The sequence below is a fragment of the Pseudomonas quasicaspiana genome, assembly GCF_021147825.1.
Classification (GTDB): domain Bacteria; phylum Pseudomonadota; class Gammaproteobacteria; order Pseudomonadales; family Pseudomonadaceae; genus Aquipseudomonas; species Aquipseudomonas quasicaspiana.
In genome coordinates this window covers 16,409-37,282 of sequence record NZ_JAGTPI010000008.1, presented here as the reverse complement: position 1 = coordinate 37,282, position 20,874 = coordinate 16,409, and the positions used below count along the sequence as shown (strand labels likewise).

The following is a 20,874-nucleotide window of genomic DNA, read 5'->3' as shown; positions in this document are numbered from 1 at the left end:
CCACTTGGGGCTTGCAGCTTGAAGCTTGCAACTGACCTAGGGATACCAGATATGCACAGGCTTAAGCATGGTCTACTACAGGCCGCAGGTTGGTTGTTCTACCTGAGTTTATTAGGGGCTCTCGCAACCGCGTTGCCTACCAGTATCTTCGACTCACAGTCGAAGAACTTTATTTTCCTGATTGGCGCCGTGGGCATCTGGCGCTACTCGATGGGCGCTACGCACTTTGTGCGCGGCATGATCTTTCTCTACATCGTTTACCCGCACCTGCGTCGCAAAGTGCGCAAGCTGGGCAAGTCGGCGGACCCGTCTCACGTGTTCCTGATGGTCACCAGCTTTCGTATCGACGCACTGACCACCGCCCAGGTGTACAGCTCGGTCATTCGCGAAGCCATTGAATGCGGCTACCCGACCACCGTGGTCTGCTCCCTGGTAGAAATGTCAGACGAGTTGCTGGTCAAAGCGATGTGGGAAAAGGCCAACCCGCCTGCTCACGTCAAACTGGACTTCGTACGTATTGCCGGTACCGGTAAACGCGACGGTCTGGCTTTCGGCTTCCGCGCAATTTCCCGGCACATGCCGGACGACCGTGCTGTGGTCGCCGTGATCGATGGCGACACCGTGCTGTCTGAAGGCGTGGTTCGCAAGACTGTTCCGTGGTTCCAGCTGTTCGGCAATGTCGGCGGCCTGACCACTAACGAGTTCTGCGAAGTCCGCGGCGGCTACATCATGAGTGAGTGGCACAAACTGCGTTTCGCGCAGCGTCACATCAACATGTGCTCGATGGCCCTGTCCAAGCGCGTACTGACCATGACCGGTCGTATGTCAGTGTTCCGCGCCACGGTCGTGACTGACCCTGAGTTCATTGCCGACGTTGAAAGCGATTCGCTGCATCACTGGCGTCTGGGTACGTTCAAGTTCCTGACCGGTGATGACAAGTCCAGCTGGTTCAGCCTGATGCGTCTTGGCTACGACACGTTCTACGTGCCGGACGCTACGATCAACACCGTTGAGCACCCGCCGGAAAAGAGCTTCTTGAAGGCCAGCCGCAAACTGATGTACCGCTGGTACGGCAACAACCTGCGTCAGAACTCGCGTGCATTGGGTCTGGGCGTTCGTCGTCTCGGGATCTTCACCAGCATCGTGCTGTTCGACCAGCGTGTGTCGATGTGGACCTCGATTCTCGGCCTCACCGTTGCGATCATCGCCAGCTTCAAATACGGCGGTGTGTTCATCCTGATGTATTTGCTGTGGATCGGGATAACCCGTTTGATCCTGACCCTGCTGCTGTCCTTGTCTGGGCACAACATCGGACCGGCCTACCCCATCATTCTTTATTACAACCAGATCGTCGGCGCACTGATGAAGATCTACGTCTTCTTCCGCCTGGACCGCCAGTCCTGGACGCGTCAAGACACCAAACTCAGCCGTGACATGGCCAGTTTCCAGGGTTGGTTCAACACCTGGTCATCTCGAACCATGACTTTCTCGGCTGGCACCATCTTCGTCGCAGTGCTGTTGACGATGGTTTAAACCGGGCCAACGGATTAATCGCTTAAGTAGGAAAAATTAGCCATGAATACAGCCGTGAATGCAAACGTCGTACACGAATCCGAAGCCCAGCGCCAACACGCCCGGGTCAAAATCCCGGCCAAGCTGCGCTTGCTCGAAGCCCCGAACGCGCCTCTGGTACAAGTTGAAGACTTGTCCGCTGGCGGCCTGAGCTTCGTCGCGCCTGCGCAGCAGCGCCCAACGGCAGGTGAAGTTATCAAGGGGCGCCTGCAGTTCCTGATCGACAACCTTGGCCTGGCCATGGACGTTGAGATGCAGGTGCGCTCCATTGATCCTTCCACCGGTCGCGTGGGTTGCCAGTTCCAGAATCTGGAAGCTCAAGACATCGCCACCCTGCGTCACCTGATCACGTCGCACCTGAGCGGCGACATCGTCAGCATGGGTGAAGTGCTGGCTACCCTGCAGCGTGACAACTTCACCAAAGCACGCAAGGTGAAAGGCAGCGGCGACGGCATGAGCGCTCTGGGTCGCCTGCGCGCAGTGACCTTCACCCTCGGTATCTTCATCGTCGGTCTGGCAGCATTCGGCTTTATCTTCAAAACCGTTTACGGCCTGTACTTCGTCAGCCACTCCTCGGCCGGCCTGGTCACCTTGCCAGCCATGGACGTAACGATGCCGCGTGAAGGCACCGTGCAGAGCCTGGTCGCGGTCAACACTCCGGTCGCCAAGGGCGCACCAATGGCCTCGTTCAACACCAGCATGCTGGAAATGCTCAAGGGCAGCCTGAACGGCGACGACCTGCAACCTGCAAAAATCGAAGAGCTGTATGGCAAGCAAATGGCCGGCACCCTCACCAGCCCTTGCGACTGTGTGATTGCCAAGCAACTGGTTTCCGATGGTCAGTTCGCTGCCAAAGGCCAGGTGATCTTCCAACTGGTACCGCGTAACACCGCAGCCAACGTTGAAGCCCGCTTCACCTATCGCCAGTTCAACGACGTCAAGCCAGGTACCCGCGTTAACTTCCAGGTAGCCGGTGAAGACAACATTCGCAGCGGCAAAATCGTCAGCAGCACCAACCTGAGCGAAACCGATCTGGCCACCGATATCCGCGTGCAGATCAAGCCTGACGAAGTGCTGGACACTTCCCTGGCTGGCCGTCCGGTTGAAGTCACCAGCGATCGTGGTCCATCGATGAACTGGCTGATCGACAAAGCCATGGCCGCGGGTCTCTAACATGCGTAGCCCATTACAACGATTGTCGAGCCCTACCCTATTGAGCCTGGCCGTTGCCATCGCGCTGACCGGTTGTGCCGGTCTGCCCGATCAACGCCTGGCCAATGAAGCCTTGAAGAACGGCGACACCGCTCTGGCAGAACAGAACTATCGGCAACTGGCGGACCTGGGCTACAGCGATGCACAGGTAGGCCTGGCTGACATTGCAGTGCAAAGCGGTGATCCGCAGCGCATCAAGGAAGCTGAAGCCACTTATCGCGCTGCTGCTGAAACGTCGCCGCGTGCTCAAGCTCGTCTGGGTCGCCTGCTGGCGACCAAACCGGGCGCGACTGAAGCGGAACACCACGAAGCTGAAAGCCTGCTGAAAAAGGCCTTCGCCAGTGGCGATACCAGTTCGCTGACGCCTTTGGCCATGCTTTACCTGCAATTCCCGCACAGCTTTCCGAACGTGAATGCCCAGCAGAAAATCAGCGAGTGGCGTGCACAGGGTTATCCGGAAGCCGGTCTGGCCCAAGTGCTTCTGTACCGCACCCAGGGCACTTACGATCAGCACTTGGATGACGTGGAAAACATCTGCAAAAACGCACTGAGCAAAGTCGACATCTGCTACGTCGAACTGGTGACGGTCTATCAGAAACGTGGCCAGAACGAACAGCGCACCGCCGTGGTCGAGCAACTGAAAAGTGCTTATTCCGTTGGCGGCGTCGGTGCTCAGCGTGTGGACAGCGTAGCCCGCGTATTGGGTGATGCGTCCATCGGTACTCCCGATGAAAAAACCGCTCAGCAATTGCTTGAGCAAGTTGCACCGGGTTACCCCGCTTCATGGGTAACACTGGCCAAACTGCTTTACGACTTCCCCGAACTGGGCGACGTCAACAAGATGATGGAATACCTGGATAACGGTCGTGCTGCGGACCAACCCCGCGCCGAGCTGTTGCTGGGTCGCCTGTACTACGAAGGTAAATGGGTACCGGCTGATTCACGCAAAGCCGAAGAGCACATGAAAAAAGCCGCCGCCGGTGGTGAGCTCTCCGCGCATTACTACCTGGGTCAGATCTACCGCCGTGGTTACCTCGGCAAGGTCGAATCGCAAAAGGCACTGGACGAACTGCTGATCGCTGCACGTGGCGGCCAGAACAGCGCTGACTTTGCCATTGCCCAATTGTTCTCCCAAGGCAAAGGCACCATGCCTAACCCGGTCAATGCCTGGGTGTTCAGCCAACTGGCGCTTCAGGCTCCAACGCCGACGCCGGCTGCCACTGATCTCGCGCAGGAAATCAGCACCGCCTTGCCCCCTGAAAAACTCGCCACCGCCCAACGGCTGTTGCAGCAAGAGAAAAACGTCCGGGGCATCACCAGCCAAAACGCGCTGGCCATTCAAGCCCTGAAAGAAGAAGACGGCGAGGACGCACCACTATGAAGTTGAATCCCCTGATGGCCGCAGGCCTGGGTCTTGGCTTTACCCTGCTTTGGGCTACGCCGACACTGGCGGCCCTGACCGAAGAGAAGAACTTTGGTCTGGAAGTAAAAATCAGCGGCCAGGCCGAAGACGACCGCGACCTGGGCACACGCTCCGGTGGCGATGTAAACGGTCTCGGTCTGGACCTGCGTCCTTGGGTCTATGGCGAACGTGGCGACTGGAGCGGTTATGCGATGGGTCAAGTGGTGACTGCCACTGACACCATTCAGACTGACCCTCTTGAACAAACCGACGCCGCAACCCAACAAACCACTCAGTCTCGTGGCAATGCCAGCGAGCGCGAAGTCGACAAGAGCTATCTGGCCTTGCGCGAATTCTGGATTGGCTACAGCGGCTTCACCGCCTACCCTGGCGAGATACTCAAAGTCGGTCGTCAGCGTCTGCGCAATGACGATGGCCAGTGGCACGACACGAATATCGAGGCCGTTAACTGGGTCTTCGACACGACACTGCTCAAAGCAGACGTGGGCGTTGCTCAACGCTTCAGCGAATACCGCACTGACCTGACTGAATTGTCCCCGCGGGATGAAGACCGCAAACATATCTTCGGTGACGTCAGCTACCAGTGGATGCCGGGCCAATGGGCCGGTGTGCGTGCACACCATAGCCAGGACGACGGCAACCTGAAAAAGCCAGGTCAGGAAGTTGATGATCTGGACAAGACCTCCAATGGTGACCTCACCTGGCTGGGCATTCAGGCCAACAGCGATGCTTACAACCATCGCAACACCAACCCGATCAATTACTGGGGCAGCCTGACCTGGCTGACCGGTGATCGTGACAGTATCACTACACCGTTCGACTCGACGACTGACCAGCGGTTTGAAGCAGGTCCGAAAACCAGCAGCAACGTGAATGGCTGGGCCACTGACCTGGGTCTGCGTTTCCGTCTGGACCCGCAATGGCAAGTCGGCGCCGCCTACTCGCGCGCCAGCAAGGAATACGAACAGAACGGTCTGGAATCCAACCGCTCAAACTGGACCGGTACTCGCTCACGCATCCACCGCTTCGGTGAAGCATTCCAGGCCGACATGGCCAACGTGGAAAGCGGCTCGCTGTTTGCGTCCTGGCAAATGCAGGATGAATACGACGCTTCTTTGATCTACCACAAGTTCCGCCGCACCGATGGTGACTCTCGCATCGGCACCTCGGGCATCAACGCGGTTGGCAGAGATGACAACGGGGTTCTCTCGTCCCTGCCACTGACCACCGACGGCGAAAAAGACCTGGGTCAGGAAATGGACCTGGTCGTGACCAAATACTTCAAAGGCGGTCTGTTGCCTGCGGCACTCAGTCAGTCGATGGACGAACCTTCAGCGCTCGTCCGTCTGCGTGCCGGTGTCTTCAAACCGGGTGATGCTTATGGCAGCGAAGTCGACAGCTACATGCACCGCGCCATTGTCGACGTCATCTGGCGCTTCTGATGCAACCGCGAAAGGAGTGCGATGAGATGAACAGTCAAGCAAGCAGTCTGCGCAACCGCGCATGGCCACAAGCACTGCTCGAAAGCGCAGTGCTGAGCGGCGCGCTGTTGCTCGCCAGCTCCGCCATGGCCGCCACAGTGCCGGTTAACCCGGTCCCGGCTCCGGTGAACGGTGCGGCAGTGGTCAAAGAGTTGCAGCAGGCCAAAAACTACACCATCAGCAGCCCGCCGGTGGAAACACTGCACCTGGAAAAACCCAAGCTGCCAGACCTCTCCGGCTACACCGCCGAAGCCGCTGCCAAGAAAATTGTCCGCACCAAAGCGGGCAAGATTCGAGTGGCTCGAATGATGTCGGAAGTGGGTCTGAAAGAGTTTATCGGTGGCGATAACAAGATGGCCGAATGGGTTGCCCGTCAACAAGGCATCCCGCAGGCAATCATCATCGAAGACGGCTATGTGACGGTTCAGGATCTGGCGAAAAAAGTCCCGAAACAGTACCTGAGCGAAGTATCGCCAGGCACTTACGTGGCTCGCCTGCCGATTCTGGTCAAGGCTACCGGCATCTTCGAAGCCAACAAGAAAACCAAGGAGCTGCGCCTGTCTCAAGAGAAAGGCGCATTCCTGGTCGTTGAAGGCAAGCTGTTCATGAGCGACACCCAGATGAATGGCTGGCGCGAAAAGGACAACACGCCGTCGACCTTCCGCAAGCCCGATGAATTCCGTCCGTTCCTGCTGTCCTGGGGTGGCTCTGAGGTCTACATCATCAACACCAAAATGGCGAGCCTGGGTTACGACCAGAGCAAGTCCTACGGTGTGAGTATTTCCCAGTACACGCCCAACATGGTCAAAGAAATGAACAAGCCCGATCCGACCGGCTGGATCGTCGGCTCGGAGTTCTCGGACATGTGGTACGGCTTCTACTGCTATGAAACCAAAGACTTCGTGGTCAAAGGCAGTACCTACCGCGACAACATCGTTTACGGCATCGACCCACACGACCGTTCCCACGGTCTGATCATTGCCGAAAACGACGTCTACGGAACCAAGAAAAAGCACGGGATCATTATTTCCCGTGAGGTGAACGACAGCTTCATCTTCAACAACAAGACTCACAACAACAAGTTGTCCGGCATGGTTCTGGACCGTAACAGCGTCAACAACATCGTTGCCTACAACGAGGTTTACCAGAACCACACTGACGGCATCACCTTGTACGAAAGCGGCGACAACCTGCTGTGGGGCAACAAGGTCATCGCTAACCGTCGTCACGGCATACGCGTTCGTAACAGCGTGAACATCCGCCTTTACGAAAACATCGCCATGGCCAACGGTCTGCTGGGTGTCTACGGGCACATCAAGGATTTGAGCAACACCGACCGCGACATCGCGCTCGACCCGTTCGAATCCAAGGTGTCGCTGATTGTTGTCGGTGGTGAACTGACCGGTAATAACTCGGGCCCACTGTCGATCGATTCGCCACTGAGTATCGAACTCTACCGAGTGGCGATGCTGGCTCCGACCAAGAACAGCGGTATCAGCTTCGCCGGCATTCTGGGCGAACGTCAGGATGAAATCCTTGACCTGCTGGTACGCCAACAGAAAGCCGTGCTGATCGATCCGGTCGAAAGCCAGAAAGAACTTCAGGACTGAGAAGGTAATGTTTATGCACGCACACTTGATCAAATTACTCAGCCTGTCCGGCCTGACCGCAGCACTGATGGCAATCAGCAGCGGCGCACGTGCAGACGAGTTGCAAGCGCCCAACTTCACCGCTGAGCCATGCTGCCAGTTGTGCCCGCAAGCGCATGACGCCAGAAATTACACCACGCGCTACCAGCAGAACTTCACCACGCTGGTGCAAGCAGAAGGTGATTGGCTGTTCCGTACCCAGGAAGACCTGCGTACCGAATTCAACACCACGCCAGAAGGCTATCGCCGCATGCAACAACTGCACGATGCCTTCAAGAGCAAAGGCGTTGAACTGGTAGTGGTGTATCAGCCGACTCGCGGCCTTGTGGATCGCAACAAACTGTTCCCTGCCGAACGCGACAAGTTCGACTATGAAAAAGCGCTGACCAACTACAAGGCCATGCTCGGTCGCTTCGACAAGATGGGCTACTGGGTTCCAGATCTGTCGCCGTTGACCAACGAGCAACAGGCCCATGATTTCTATTTCCGCGGCGACCAGCACTGGACGCCATACGGCGCTCAGCGCACCGCGAAAATCGTTGCCGAAACCGTGAAGAAAATCCCGGGCTACGCCGACATTCCAAAGCGTGAATTCGAAAGCCACGTTTCGGGACGCATGGGCAAAACCGGTACCCTGCACAACATGGCAGCACAATTGTGCGGTAACACCTACGCGATCCAGTACATGGACCAGTTCACCACCGAGCCTAAAGGCGAGGCCGGTGACGGCGACCTGTTCGGTGATTCCGGCAACCCGGAAATCACTCTAGTCGGTACCAGTCACAGCGGCAAGAACTACAACTTCGCCGGCTTCCTGCAAGAGTACATCGGTGCCGACATCCTCAACGTCGCCTTCCCTGGCGGTGGTCTGGAAGGTTCGATGTTGCAGTACCTGGGCAGTGAAGACTTCCAGAAACGTCCACCAAAAATCCTGATCTGGGAATTCTCGCCGCTGTATCGCCTGGACCAGGAGACCATTTACCGCCAGATGATGTCGCTGCTGGATAACGGCTGCGAAGGCAAACCTGCACTGATGAGTGCAAGCACCACGCTGAAAACCGGCAACAACGAAGTGCTGGTCAACGGTAAGAATGGAATCAAGAACATCCGCAATGGCAGCAATCAGATCGACATCCGTTTTGCCGACACGTCGGTAAAAGTTCTGCAAGCCAGACTCTGGTACATGAACGGTCGTCACGAAGATCTGAAAATCGAAAAACCGGAAACATCCGATACAGACGGGCGCTTCTCCTTCGAACTGCGAACAGATGAAGACTGGGCTGACCAGCAACTGCTAGCACTGGAAATCCAGGGTCCGGAAGCGGGCACTGCACCCCAGAAAGTCGAAGCGAAAGTATGCAAACGCAACGTGTTCCCAGGCACTGCGCAGCAAACTGCGCAAGCCGGGTTATGAGGCTACCTATGCACACTCCGAAACTGATGTTACCTACCCTGCTGTCACTGGCCATTATGGCCGGTGGCGCCGGGGCCGCCAGCGCCGCGAACCTCGTGCCACCCAAAGGCTACGACGCTCCGATCGAAAAAATGAAAACCGGCGACCACAACTTCAGTTGTGACGCCGTTCCAAAGCCTTACACCGACAAGCTGGTGTTTCGCAGCAAATACGAAGGTTCAGACAAGGCGCGTGCGACCCTGAACGAAGCGTCCGAAGAAGCGTTTCGCAGTGCGACCAAAGACATCACCACCCTTGAGCGTGGCGTCAGCAAAGTCGTGATGCAGTACATGCGCGATGGTCGTCCAGAACAGCTCGATTGCGCGCTGAACATGATGACTACCTGGGCCAAGGCTGATGCGCTGGAGTCCAAGGACTTCAACCATACCGGTAAATCGATGCGCAAATGGGCGTTGGGCAGCATGTCCTCCGCTTACCTGCGCTTGAAGTTCTCCGACTCGCATCCATTGGCCAACCGCCAGGCGGACGCGCAGATCATTGAGGCATGGTTCAGCAAACTGGCTGACCAGGTCATCAGTGACTGGAGCAACTTGCCGATGGAAAAAATCAACAACCACTCGTACTGGGCCGCATGGTCGGTGATGGCAACGGCTGTCGCCACCAACCGTCAGGACCTGTTCGACTGGGCAATCAAAGAATTCAAAGTCGCCGCCAGCCAAGTCGATCCGGAAGGCTACTTGCCGAACGAGATGAAGCGTCGTCAGCGTGCCCTCTCCTATCACAACTACGCCTTGCCGCCACTGGCGATGATCGCCAGCTTTGCGCAGGCCAACGGTGTAGACCTGCGTCCGGAAAACAATGGTGCATTGAAACGTCTGGCTGATCGCGTGCTGTCTGGCGTGAAAGACCCGGCAGCCTTCGCTGCTAAAAACGGTGAAAAACAGGACATGACGGACCTCAAGAAGGATCCGAAATTTGCCTGGCTGGAACCGTACTGCTCGCTCTACACCTGCAGCCCTGAAGTACTTGAAGACAAGCACGAAAAACAACCTTTCAAAACCTTCCGTCTGGGCGGTGACCTGACCAAGGTCTACGACCCTGAGCATGAGAAGGGCGACAAAGGCGGTTGATACACGATTGAAACTGTAGGAGCTGCCGCAGGCTGCGATCGGCTGCGGAGCAGTCGCTGATTTCGGAGTTGCTTGAAGGTCGTACCGACCTTATCGCAGCCTTCGGCAGCTCCTACAGGTAACGCGTTAACCCCCACATCGGTGTGGGGGGTTTGGGGGGGCTTTGGGCCCTTGACTGATGGATAAACGGAGATATCAGGATGGTGTTCTCATCCAACGTGTTCCTGTTCCTGTTCCTGCCGATTTTCCTCGGCTTGTACTACTTGAGCGGGCAACGCTATCGCAATCTGCTGCTGCTGATTGCCAGTTATGTGTTCTATGCCTGGTGGCGTGTGGACTTCCTCGCGCTGTTCATCGGCGTAACGGTGTGGAACTACTGGATCGGCCTGCAGATTGGTGCGGCAGGCGTTCGCACCAAGCCGGCTCAACGCTGGCTGTTGCTGGGCGTGGTGGTCGACCTCGGTATCCTCGGCTACTTCAAGTACGCCAATTTCGGCGTCGACAGCATCAACGCAATGATGACGTCGGTCGGTCTGGAACCGTTCATCCTGACCCACGTGTTGCTGCCAATCGGTATCTCGTTCTATGTCTTCGAGTCCATCAGTTACATCATTGACGTGTACCGCGGTGATACCCCGGCCACACGCAACCTGATCGACTTCGCTGCATTTGTCGCGATCTTCCCGCACTTGATTGCAGGCCCTGTGCTGCGTTTTCGTGACCTGGCTGACCAGTTCAACAATCGCACCCACACCCTGGACAAGTTCTCCGAAGGCTGCACGCGCTTCATGCAGGGCTTCATCAAGAAAGTGTTCATCGCCGACACCCTCGCCGTTGTCGCTGACCACTGCTTCGCGCTGGAAAACCCGACCACAGGCGACGCCTGGCTGGGTGCACTGGCTTATACCGCGCAACTGTATTTCGACTTCTCCGGTTACAGCGACATGGCCATTGGTCTGGGCCTGATGATGGGTTTCCGCTTCATGGAAAACTTCAAACAGCCTTACATCAGCCAGTCGATCACCGAGTTCTGGCGTCGCTGGCACATCAGCCTCTCCACTTGGTTGCGTGACTACCTGTACATCACTCTGGGCGGCAACCGTGGCAGCAAGTTCGCGACTTATCGCAACCTGTTCCTGACCATGCTGCTGGGTGGTTTGTGGCACGGCGCCAACATCACGTACGTGATCTGGGGTGCATGGCACGGTATCTGGCTGGCGATCGAAAAAGCCATCGGCCTGAACACCGCACCACGTACTTTTAACGTACTGCGCTGGGCCCTGACTTTCCTGATCGTGGTCACTGGCTGGGTCATCTTCCGCTCCGAAAACCTGCACGTTGCCGGCCGTATGTACAGCGCGATGTTTGGCTTCGGTGACTGGAAACTGTCGGAACTCAACCAGGCCAGCCTCACCGGTCTGCAAGTGGCGACCATGGTCGTGGCTTACGCAACACTGGCGTTCTTCGGTCTGCGTGACTTCTATGCCAACCGTCCTGCCGAAAAAGCTGCCAGCAAGAGCAACCCGGATCTGGGTGTTCAGGCTGACGGCCCTGCCACTGCGCAGCCAGGCATGATCAAAGCCGTACCGGGTGACAAACCAGGAAGCATTCACGAACCAGGCTACATCGTGGGTACTGAAGCTCAGGTACAGCCTGCTTACTGGGTTGCTGACTGGCCACGTTACGCAATGCGCGCACTGATCCTGCTGCTGTTCATTGCTTCGATTCTCAAACTGTCGGCGCAAAGCTTCTCGCCGTTCCTTTACTTCCAATTCTGAGGACCTGCCATGACCCGTTCATTACGCATCCTCTACATCACCCTGTTCCTGGCTATCCTGCTGATCCTGGGTATCTGGTCGCTGCGCAGCTTTGCCAGCTTCTCGACCACCCCGGAAACCACCGTGCTTAACGGTAAGTGGACCAAGGCAGCGGAAACTCATTACGACGAAGAGTTTCCGATCAAGCGTCTGGGCACCAACCTCTGGGCAGCGCTGGATTACAAGCTGTTCAACGAAGGCCGTCCGGGCGTTGTACTTGGCAAGGATCAGTGGCTGTTTACTGATGAAGAGTTCGATGCCATCGCCAACGGTGACAAGAACGAAGCGGAAAACCTGGCAATCATCCAGGGCGTACGCGACGAACTGAACGCCAAAGGTACAAAGCTGGTGCTGGCGATTATTCCTGCCAAGACCCGCTTGTATCCCGAGCACATTGGCGACAACAAACCTGCCACGTTGCACACCGACCTTTATCAGCAGTTCCACGAGCACGCTGCGCAAGCCGGTCTGGTCGCGCCTGATTTGCTGACACCACTGCAAGGTGCCAAGCAACACGGCCAGGTCTTCCTGCGCACCGATACCCACTGGACGCCGATGGGTGCCGAAGTTGTGGCCAAGCAGTTGGGCACGGTCATCGCAGAGCAGACGCCACTGAGCGGCGAGCCTGAAAAGTTCGTCACCCAGGCCAAGGAAACAGCGCCTTATAAAGGCGACCTGACCAACTTCCTTCCTCTTGACCCGCTGTTCAGCAACCTGTTGCCACAACCGGATCAACTGCAACAACGCAGCACTGACCCGGTAGCCGCAGAGGCCGAAGGCGATGACGCGTTGTTCGCCGACAGCGATGTCGCCGTTGGTCTGGTGGGCACAAGCTACAGCGCCAACCCGAACTGGAACTTCGTCGGTGCGCTTAAAGAGGCGCTGCACAGTGATGTTGTGAACTACGCGGAAGACGGCCACGGCCCGATCCTGCCGATGCTCAAATACCTGCAAACCGACGCGTTCAAAAACAGCCCGCCGCAAGTATTGATCTGGGAATTTCCGGAACGTTATCTGCCCGTTCACAACGACCTTAAAGACTTTGATCAGCAGTGGATTGCACAGCTAAAAAAAGCTGCTCCTGACGTGATCAAAACGCAACAAAACGTCGTTCAGAACGTCAAACCTTCCGACTCGCCAAACCAGGCCCAAAACTGAGAGGACTAAACAGATGAACCTACAGAATTCGAACACTCGCACTGCCAAGAAAAGCCTGCTGAAAACCTGCGCACTGGCTGCCGGTATCAGCCTCTTCACCCTGCAAGCATTCGCCGGTGACTCCGCGCTGTACGGCCCAACCGCACCAAAAGGCTCGACCTTCGTGCGTGTCTACAACGCCAGCAGCTCCGAGATCAGCGCTTCGGTTGGCAACACCAACATGAACGAAGTAGCACCACAGGGCAGCACTGCATTCAGCTTCATGCCACAAGGTGACTACACCGCCAAACTGGGCAGCCAAAGCGTCCCGGTGAAACTGGCAGGCGACCACTATTACACCCTGGTCAACAACGCCAGCGGCAAGCCACAACTGGTTGAAGAACCACCGTTCAAAAACAAGCAGAAATCCCTGGTTCGCGTACAGAACCTGAGCGACAAGGCACTGACCTTGAAGACTGCTGACGGCAAAACCGAAGTCGTAAAAACCGTTGCTGCCAAAGGCACCGGTGAGCGTGAAATCAATCCGGTAAAAGTCAGCCTGGCGCTGTACGACGGCGACAAGAAAGTGACTGACCTGAAACCGGTTGCCCTGGAGCGTGGCGAAGCCGCCGTGTTGTACATCACCGGTAGCGGCAGTGGCCTGTCTCCGGTATGGGTAAAACCACCGGTAGCGACTCGCTAATAAAGGATTAGTCAGTCGGCCCACTGATGAGTGGGCCGATCGACACGGAACAAAAACAAGACAGAAACGACAGACCGACGTACAGCCCTATTTCGAAATGCTCTTGGAGAAACAACATGATTCCAGTGATCTTGTCAGGCGGTAGCGGTTCACGACTCTGGCCGCTTTCGCGTAAACAATTCCCTAAACAGTTTCTGGCGCTGACCGGGAACCACACCCTCTTCCAGCAAACCCTCGAGCGTTTGAAGTTCGAAGGCATGCAAGCACCGATCGTGGTTTGCAACAAAGAACACCGTTTCATCGTCAACGAGCAACTGAGTGTTCTGGGCCTCGAAACCCAGACCGTGATCATGGAACCGTTTGGCCGCAACACTGCGCCAGCCGTTGCCATCACCGCTATGCACCTGCTCAGCGAAGGCAACGACGAGCTGATGCTGGTCATGCCTGCTGACCACGTGATCGAAGATCAGAAAGCTCTGCAACGCGCACTGGCGCTGGCCACTGTTGCGGCCGAGCGTGGCGAGATGGTTCTGTTCGGCGTGCCGGCCACCAAGCCGGAAACCGGTTATGGCTACATCAAATCCACTGCTGATGCGCTGCTGCCAGAAGGCGTGAGCCGCGTATCGCATTTCGTCGAGAAGCCTGACGAACAGCGCGCTACCGAGTTCGTTGAAGCGGGTGGTTACTACTGGAACAGCGGCATGTTCCTGTTCCGTGCCAGCCGCTTCCTCGAAGAGCTGAAAAAGCACGATCCGGACATCTACGACACCTGCATGATGACCCTGGAGCGCAGCAAGCAAGAAGGCGACACCATCGACATCGACGAAGCCACCTTCGCCTGCTGCCCGGACAACTCCATCGACTACGCCGTGATGGAAAAAACCCAGCGCGCTTGCGTTGTGCCACTGACCGCTGGCTGGAACGACGTGGGCTGCTGGTCCTCGCTGTGGGCTGTGCAGCAGAAAGACGCCAACGGCAACGTCACCAAAGGCGACGTGGTTATCCAGGACAGCCGCAACTGCATGATCCACGGCAACGGCAAACTGGTATCGGTGATCGGTCTGGACAACATCGTTGTCGTCGAAACCAAAGACGCCATGATGATTGCTCACAAGGACAAGGTTCAGGGCGTCAAGCAGATGGTCAACACGCTCAATGAGCAGGGCCGTAGCGAGACTCAGAACCACCTTGAAGTCTATCGTCCATGGGGTTCATACGACTCCGTCGACATGGGCGGCCGCTTCCAGGTCAAACGCATTTCGGTAAAACCGGGTGCCAGCCTGTCCCTGCAAATGCACCACCACCGCGCCGAACACTGGATCGTGGTATCGGGCACTGCACAGGTTACCTGTGACGAGAACGTGTTCCTGCTGACCGAAAACCAGTCGACCTACATCCCGATTGCCTCGGTTCACCGCCTGAAAAACCCAGGCAAGATCCCGTTGGAAATCATCGAAGTTCAATCGGGCAGCTACCTGGGTGAAGACGACATCGAACGTTACGAAGACGTTTACGGTCGCTCCGCTCAACTGGAAGCTGGCGTCAAGACGCAAACCATTGCACGTTAATCTGCTGTTTTAACTGCAATCGGCAACGAGCAGTACACCTCAACAACCTTTTGCGTACCCCATCCGCAGTAGGTTGTTGAGGTTTTTTTTGGCCTGAAAAATACCGCTCTTCCCCGTAGGAGCTGCCGAAGGCTGCGAACCGTAGGGTCTCCAGCTGATCGCCTTCGCAGCCTGCGGCAGCTCCTGACGGCGCATCACTCACAGGCCGCCATCTGTCGGCGACTGTCATTTATGACAGTACCGGGCCGTGCTGAACGGGAGTAGGCTGGGTTTAACAAATCGGCAAGCAGCCAGGGTTTGTTAATGGATTAACAAACAAAAGGACTAGTGAAATGAAAACTTATGAGGATGCCCTTAAATCACCTCCGATTCCGGATGCCAAGACACAATTCCCCGTACCTTACATTCGAGAAGTCACGCTAGGCAGCGACCAAATACCATTAGCAGTCGCAAACGGTGGGTTCAGCGTGGTCATGCCCACATTTAGTACCACCTTCGAGAGAGTTCTATTTACCCCCACCGTCGGTTTGGGGCTCATGATCAAGCAGACCAACATCTCGTCTGGCGTAGACACAGAGGCCCGTTATAGCGCAGCGGATATAAATAATCTTTTCAAAAACGGAGACAGATTCGAATTCGAACTCAGCTTTCTTTATCAGGATCATTGGTACGGCGGAGCATCAACCACAACCTATACCGTCGTCGCCTGAAAGCCTCTACGCATACCATGACTACCTTTGGGTACGTGGCCCGGGCTGAATGCTTCGCGGGAAAGCCGCGCTCCAACAGGTTCTGTGATTATGTGTAGGAGCGTGCGTCGCGCCGAAAGCATGGCTCATCACCATTAGCAAACTCCAGCCCGCTTTCGGTACGATGCGTGCTCATCTGTTCACGAGGCGCGACTCATGCTGTTCGGCGCATTGCTTATCCTTACCTGGCTAGTCCTGTTGCTGAAGTATCCCGCCAAAGCCTTGCCTGTCTCGCTGGCGGCCGCCGCTGGCCTGGGCCTTGTGGCGATGGTGGTCATCTGGCAAGACAGTCGCGAAACCCGCCGCCTGGAGCATCTGGGCCTGCGGATGAATTACGCCCCGGACCAATGCCCTGTTGGTAAGCCATTGCTGGTACTGATCGATAATACCAACGACGTCCCGCTGCGCGAGCTGCGTTGGCGTGTGGCCGCGTATGCGCCTGGCGATACCGTCAACCTCACCGACGACGCCTACGCAGGCCCGCGCTATCAAGGCCCCGGCGATTTACAGGCCGGTAGCCAGTGGCAGGATTGTTTGCCGCTCCCTCCCCTGCGCCAAGGCTATCGCCCGCAGACGCTGGAGTTTCGGGCTGAGCATTTACAAGGCAGTTTTTCGGACTAATTCATAGGAACACTTCAATGCCCAACGTCCTGATCACCGGCTGCTCCAGCGGCATTGGCCGCGCCTTGGCGGATGCTTTCAAAGTTGCCGGTTATGAGGTTTGGGCCACCGCGCGCAAGCCTGAAGACGTTGCCGCTCTCAACGCAGCGGGTTTCACTGGCGTGCAACTGGACGTCAATGATGGCGCTGGGCTGGCACAATTGGCGGCCCGGTTTGATGGGCTGGATGTGTTGATCAACAACGCCGGTTACGGTGCCATGGGACCGTTGCTTGATGGCGGCGTCGAGGCGATGCAGCGCCAGTTCGAAACCAACGTGTTTTCGATCGTGGGCGTGACCCGTGCGTTCTTTCCAGCACTGCGGCGCAACAAGGGCCTGGTGGTGAACATCGGTAGCGTTTCCGGAGTGTTGGTCACGCCTTTTGCCGGGGCCTATTGCGCGTCCAAGGCTGCGGTGCACGCGTTGAGTGAAGCGTTGCGTCTGGAGTTGGCGCCCTTCTCGATTCAGGTGCTGGAGGTTCAGCCCGGCGCCATCGATACGAGTTTCGCGAAGAACGCCAGCCATGAAGCCGAATTGCTGATTAACGAGCAATCGCCATGGTGGCCGTTGCGCGAAGAGATTCGGGCACGGGCCAAGGCTTCGCAGGACAACCCGACTCCTGCCACCCGTTTCGCCCTCGACGTATTGCGCGCCGTACAACAGCCGACGCCACCGCGCATGCTCCGCTCAGGAAATGGCTCAAGGGTTTTGCCCCTGATGAGCTGGTTACTGCCCAAAGGTTTACTGGATAAAAAACTGCGCCAGCGGTTTGGGTTGGATGAGAAGCTGTGAGCGGACCTCCATGTTGAAGGACGCCTCGCGGTGGGAGCGAATTCATTCGCGAAGGGCCAGCACGATCAATACATATCCATCGCTTGTTATGCCGCCTTCGCGAATGAATTCGCTCCCACGGTGGTCCTCATTCGCAACCTGGATTTACCTGGACTCCACCCGCGCCAATGAGCGCTCCAGTTCGGTCTTGGCCATACCAATCAAGTGCACCACCGAGAAGGCTAAATCGCGTTTGGGACCGTTAAGACTGTCGCCGGTTTCGTAGGCAGTGGCGGCTGCGCAACGCAGCAGGTCACTGACGTGCTGCAGGGACTCTTCTAGCGTAGGTTGTGGTGGATCTGGCGTTACTTTGATCATCTGATTAGGCCTTTTGCTAGGCCACCGAATGATCGCTGCTAAACAAGCAAAGGTGGCGACTTTGATACGGGTTAGCAGACCGGCGACCCAATCCCATAAACCGGCGCACCCAAAGGTGCCCCGCACAAAGCCGCCATAGACGGATCTTGCGTTGGAATTGAAATCAAACAGGCTGCTAAACCCGATCGCTGATACTCAACGACGGACGCAGCCTAGTGCCCGAAATCCCCCTGCGCAAGGGCTCGGGATTTTCTCGGAAACTTCACTCAGAAGAAAGGGAAAAGGCCGCAGGAATGGGGTGTAGGACGGGGTTATTTGGTTAGCTGAAGTTACATAAACGATGCTCATTCATGTGGGTGTCGCCTCGGCGTCCCTGACACCACGCTGTCGCGGAGCAAAAACTGGACTGTAGGAGCTCACCGAGGTTACGAGGCCAGCGATGGCTGGTGTGTCAGATAACCGCCATCGCTGGCCTCGTAACCTCGGTGAGCTCCTACAGGATTTGGGTCAACTCTGAAAATTGCATCTTGTTTGACAGGATCCGGGCTTGGTATCGGCAGCTCCTATCAAACAAACTACAACTATTTGATTTGGAGTACTTTTTCATCTGTAGGAGCGCGCCCGCGATCGCGTCAGCACAGGCAATATATTCATCGACTGACAGACCGAATCGCGGGCAAGCGCGCTCCTACAGGGTCCGTGTTTGCTGCGCGACAGCGTGGTGTCAGGGACACCGGGGCGACTCCCACAGCTTTACGTCATTGCGCAGGACAGGCTTTAGCCGGGAGGACGCTGGTGCGTTTGTTAAATATCTTTCAGCAAAAATACCGCCCTCCCGGCTGAAGCAGATCCTGCGGGATCTCCACAGCGGCTATCGCCCGGCGCTGAGAAGACGCCTGCATCCCGCGCCTTTAACCCGCGATAACAAGGAAGATTCCTACAACCGCGCCAAGTCCCAACCTCTATATTCCATAGCCTGAGCAGAGCAATGGATGCACTGCGCACGGCCTGTCAAGGAATGACAAATGAGCACTACAGTTACAGTCCCCGCCGATATCGACCATCTGGCCAATGAGCTGGCCGAATTGATCGACGCGGTCTCGCAACCTCGATTACTTTCCCCTTTTGCTTTTATCGATGATTTCATTCGCACAGCAATAAAGCGCTCAACGATGCATGAGCCGCACAAGGCGCTATTCACCAGCAACGTAAAGATCAATGTCGAATACACAGAAGATCGCCAAAGCGGACTCATCGGTGTCAGCCCTCCCCGCTCCAGAATCGCCACCTTTGAACTCCATCAGATAGTCACTGACTTTTTTCGCCACGACCTTAAAGGGGCAACCTCCATCCGCATCCGCTGGCCGCCTGCGTTCCCGCCCGAACTGCGCGAGCTGTTCGACACGGTGAACCTGCAGGCGCGCTATATCAGTGAGGTCGAGGCGCACTTTAATCGCCCTCATGTCAAAGAACTTTCCCTGCTTCTCACACGGCACGAACTGGATAGCATTATTCGTCGATATCTGGAGCATAGAGCCTCAGCGACAACGCTCAGTACACTCGCTGATGATTACTTGAGCGGCTGGATCGAACCCCGACTTGTGCAGTTTGAGGGCTCGTCGCGAGTGAAGCTGGAACGGGCGGTATTCCTGCCAACGCCTGAGTATTATGAAGACCAGACCGTTCAAGGTTTGTTGGTATTTCTGGGCAATGAACCCCAGCAACGGTCGGTCTACGAAATACCGCGTGATTTCGGTCAGTTTCGTGCGCTGATCGAAAGTCACGCCTCGTTGCGCAACAAAGTGTTGGCGCGGATCCCGCTCTATCAGCGACTCACGCCGGGTAATGACGAAGTCAAATATGTCCGCAGGTTCGAGACCAAGTATTACTGGGTGGCGCCCATCACCTTTCATGCGAGCCCCGACATCGCCAATGCGCTGTTTGATCTGAGCTATAAACGCTTGCTGTCTGATATCGATACGCTGGTGTCGACGGATGCAGAGCGGCTTGCTGACTCGGCTCTCGAATTCAGCGGTTATCTTCTGGCGGGCCTGTCGCTAGGTATCACGCTGCCGGTCAGTGTCAGTCTGGTGCCGATCAGGTTGATCGCAGCTTTCCTGCTGGGCGTCGCCTCTGCAGCCACCGATGCAGTCAGGGCCGAACTGGAAGACCTGCCCGAAGTGGCGGCTGATTTGTACCGCGCTGCCATCATCGGCGCACTGGCTGAAGTCATTGCCCCTCTGGTGCTGAAGGTGGTCGGCAAAGGACTTTCAGTGTTGGCCAGAACTCAACTTGCACAGAAGCTCAAAGTCATCCTGACAACCAAGAACCTGCCGTCCGCAGCGACGCCTTATTTGATTGATGCCCTGGAGCGCTCGAAACACTCGGCAAGGATGCGCTCGCTGGAATTGAAACTGAATGCCGACTTTAAAAAAGGCCCACAGGCCACTCAGCTGTGGGTGGAAAAGCACGGGCATTTTTCACAGCAGCTCATTGAATCGTATGACATCACGGTGTATCGCGGTTTTGTTTTCCGCGGCGACTCCCGCGCCCCCGATGTCATCTTCAAAAAAGGTTTCAAACTGCGAACCCCTGCTGCCGATCTGCAAAAAGACATCCATCAGGCGACCGGCGTGCGCGGCGGATTTGGTGGCGGCCACGATGCGCTGGACCCCGATGGCAGAGGGATCTCCACATCAGTTTTTTATGATCAGGACCACGTTGGGGCTTTTACTTACGGAGGCGCTAAAGGGGGTCACACCTACCTTGTCGACGCGCGCAAGCTGGACGGTTATCACCTTTACGCCAATGACTTTGCTGTGCGCTACCCTCAATCACCCCGCCTGGATCTGGCTCCGGTGGAGATCAACTACGCAACCGATATACCACCCTTGGCGATTGTCGGTGCCTACGACAAGGATGGCTTATTCATTCCCAATCTTGAGGGGTTGCGCAGAACAGCGGGTATCAACCAGGCGCGACTTGAGCGAGAACTGACCAAACGCACGTTCAACCGCGCGATTCAGAAAACAGCGGCTGACGAGGCCAGACTGGGGATTGAGGCGACACTTAGATTGTTCTCATGAAGCTCATCGCAGACAACATTGAGCACCGCCAGGTTAGATGATCTGCCAGATAGATCGGGGTTCCCTATCGCGAGCAAGCTCTGCTCCTATCAAACAAAATATAACTATCTGATTTGGAATGCTTT

16 protein-coding genes are annotated in these 20,874 nt (G+C 56.4%); 15 read left to right on the top strand and 1 reads right to left on the bottom strand.

What is annotated here, in order from left to right; translation table 11 throughout:
* Positions 1-51 precede the first annotated feature (51 nt).
* The 14 genes from alg8 (at position 52) to KDX30_RS07575 (ending at position 17,306) form a co-directional block, all read left to right on the top strand.
* Positions 52-1,533 (top strand): mannuronan synthase, encoded by a 1,482-nt coding sequence (gene alg8 / locus KDX30_RS07640; RefSeq protein WP_027898937.1) that lies wholly within the window; start codon positions 52-54, stop codon positions 1,531-1,533.
* 42 nt (positions 1,534-1,575) lie between these two features.
* Complete coding sequence (locus tag KDX30_RS07635) at positions 1,576-2,745, top strand: alginate biosynthesis protein Alg44 (RefSeq protein ID WP_027898938.1); 1,170 nt, start codon at positions 1,576-1,578, stop codon at positions 2,743-2,745.
* Position 2,746: 1 nt separating this feature from the next.
* A complete protein-coding gene (gene algK / locus KDX30_RS07630) occupies positions 2,747-4,165 on the top strand; it encodes an alginate biosynthesis TPR repeat lipoprotein AlgK (protein WP_231675417.1) in 1,419 nt (472 codons plus the stop codon).
* A complete protein-coding gene (locus KDX30_RS07625; protein WP_231675416.1) occupies positions 4,162-5,649 on the top strand; it encodes an alginate export family protein in 1,488 nt (495 codons plus the stop codon). Before algK ends, KDX30_RS07625 begins: the two co-directional genes overlap by 4 nt.
* Before the next feature lie 26 nt (positions 5,650-5,675).
* On the top strand, positions 5,676-7,298 hold the full coding sequence (algG, locus tag KDX30_RS07620) for a mannuronan 5-epimerase AlgG (RefSeq protein ID WP_231675415.1): 1,623 nt from the start codon (positions 5,676-5,678) through the stop codon (positions 7,296-7,298).
* A 13-nt stretch (positions 7,299-7,311) separates the two neighbouring features.
* Positions 7,312-8,751, top strand: a complete 1,440-nt coding sequence (locus KDX30_RS07615) for an alginate O-acetyltransferase AlgX-related protein (protein WP_027898942.1) — start codon at positions 7,312-7,314, stop codon at positions 8,749-8,751.
* 8 nt (positions 8,752-8,759) lie between these two features.
* A complete protein-coding gene (locus tag KDX30_RS07610; RefSeq protein WP_231675414.1) occupies positions 8,760-9,881 on the top strand; it encodes a mannuronate-specific alginate lyase in 1,122 nt (373 codons plus the stop codon).
* A 200-nt stretch (positions 9,882-10,081) separates the two neighbouring features.
* Positions 10,082-11,659, top strand: a complete 1,578-nt coding sequence (locus KDX30_RS07605) for an MBOAT family O-acyltransferase (protein ID WP_027898944.1) — start codon at positions 10,082-10,084, stop codon at positions 11,657-11,659.
* 9 nt (positions 11,660-11,668) lie between these two features.
* Positions 11,669-12,856: an alginate O-acetyltransferase gene (locus KDX30_RS07600; protein WP_231675413.1), complete on the top strand. Its 1,188-nt coding sequence runs from the start codon at positions 11,669-11,671 to the stop codon at positions 12,854-12,856.
* A gap of 13 nt (positions 12,857-12,869) precedes the next feature.
* On the top strand, positions 12,870-13,538 hold the full coding sequence (locus tag KDX30_RS07595) for an alginate O-acetyltransferase AlgF (protein WP_027898946.1): 669 nt from the start codon (positions 12,870-12,872) through the stop codon (positions 13,536-13,538).
* Positions 13,539-13,654: 116 nt separating this feature from the next.
* Positions 13,655-15,106, top strand: a complete 1,452-nt coding sequence (locus tag KDX30_RS07590; RefSeq protein WP_099270426.1) for a mannose-1-phosphate guanylyltransferase/mannose-6-phosphate isomerase — start codon at positions 13,655-13,657, stop codon at positions 15,104-15,106.
* A gap of 332 nt (positions 15,107-15,438) precedes the next feature.
* Positions 15,439-15,816, top strand: coding sequence for a hypothetical protein (locus tag KDX30_RS07585; protein ID WP_231675412.1), 378 nt, complete (start codon positions 15,439-15,441; stop codon positions 15,814-15,816).
* Positions 15,817-16,011: 195 nt separating this feature from the next.
* Entirely contained in the window at positions 16,012-16,476 is a 465-nt protein-coding gene (locus KDX30_RS07580) for a multidrug transporter (RefSeq protein ID WP_231675411.1), read from the top strand.
* 17 nt (positions 16,477-16,493) lie between these two features.
* A complete protein-coding gene (locus KDX30_RS07575) occupies positions 16,494-17,306 on the top strand; it encodes an SDR family oxidoreductase (protein ID WP_231670628.1) in 813 nt (270 codons plus the stop codon).
* 144 nt (positions 17,307-17,450) lie between these two features.
* On the opposite strand, the gene KDX30_RS07570 is transcribed toward KDX30_RS07575, so the two are convergent.
* Positions 17,451-17,663, bottom strand: coding sequence for a DUF6124 family protein (locus tag KDX30_RS07570; RefSeq protein WP_122703880.1), 213 nt, complete (start codon positions 17,661-17,663; stop codon positions 17,451-17,453).
* 1,085 nt (positions 17,664-18,748) lie between these two features.
* Here KDX30_RS07570 and KDX30_RS07565 point away from each other — a divergent pair.
* Positions 18,749-20,749 carry a hypothetical protein gene (locus KDX30_RS07565; protein ID WP_231675410.1) on the top strand — a complete coding sequence of 667 codons (2,001 nt, stop codon included), beginning with the start codon at positions 18,749-18,751 and terminating at the stop codon, positions 20,747-20,749.
* Positions 20,750-20,874 lie beyond the last annotated feature (125 nt).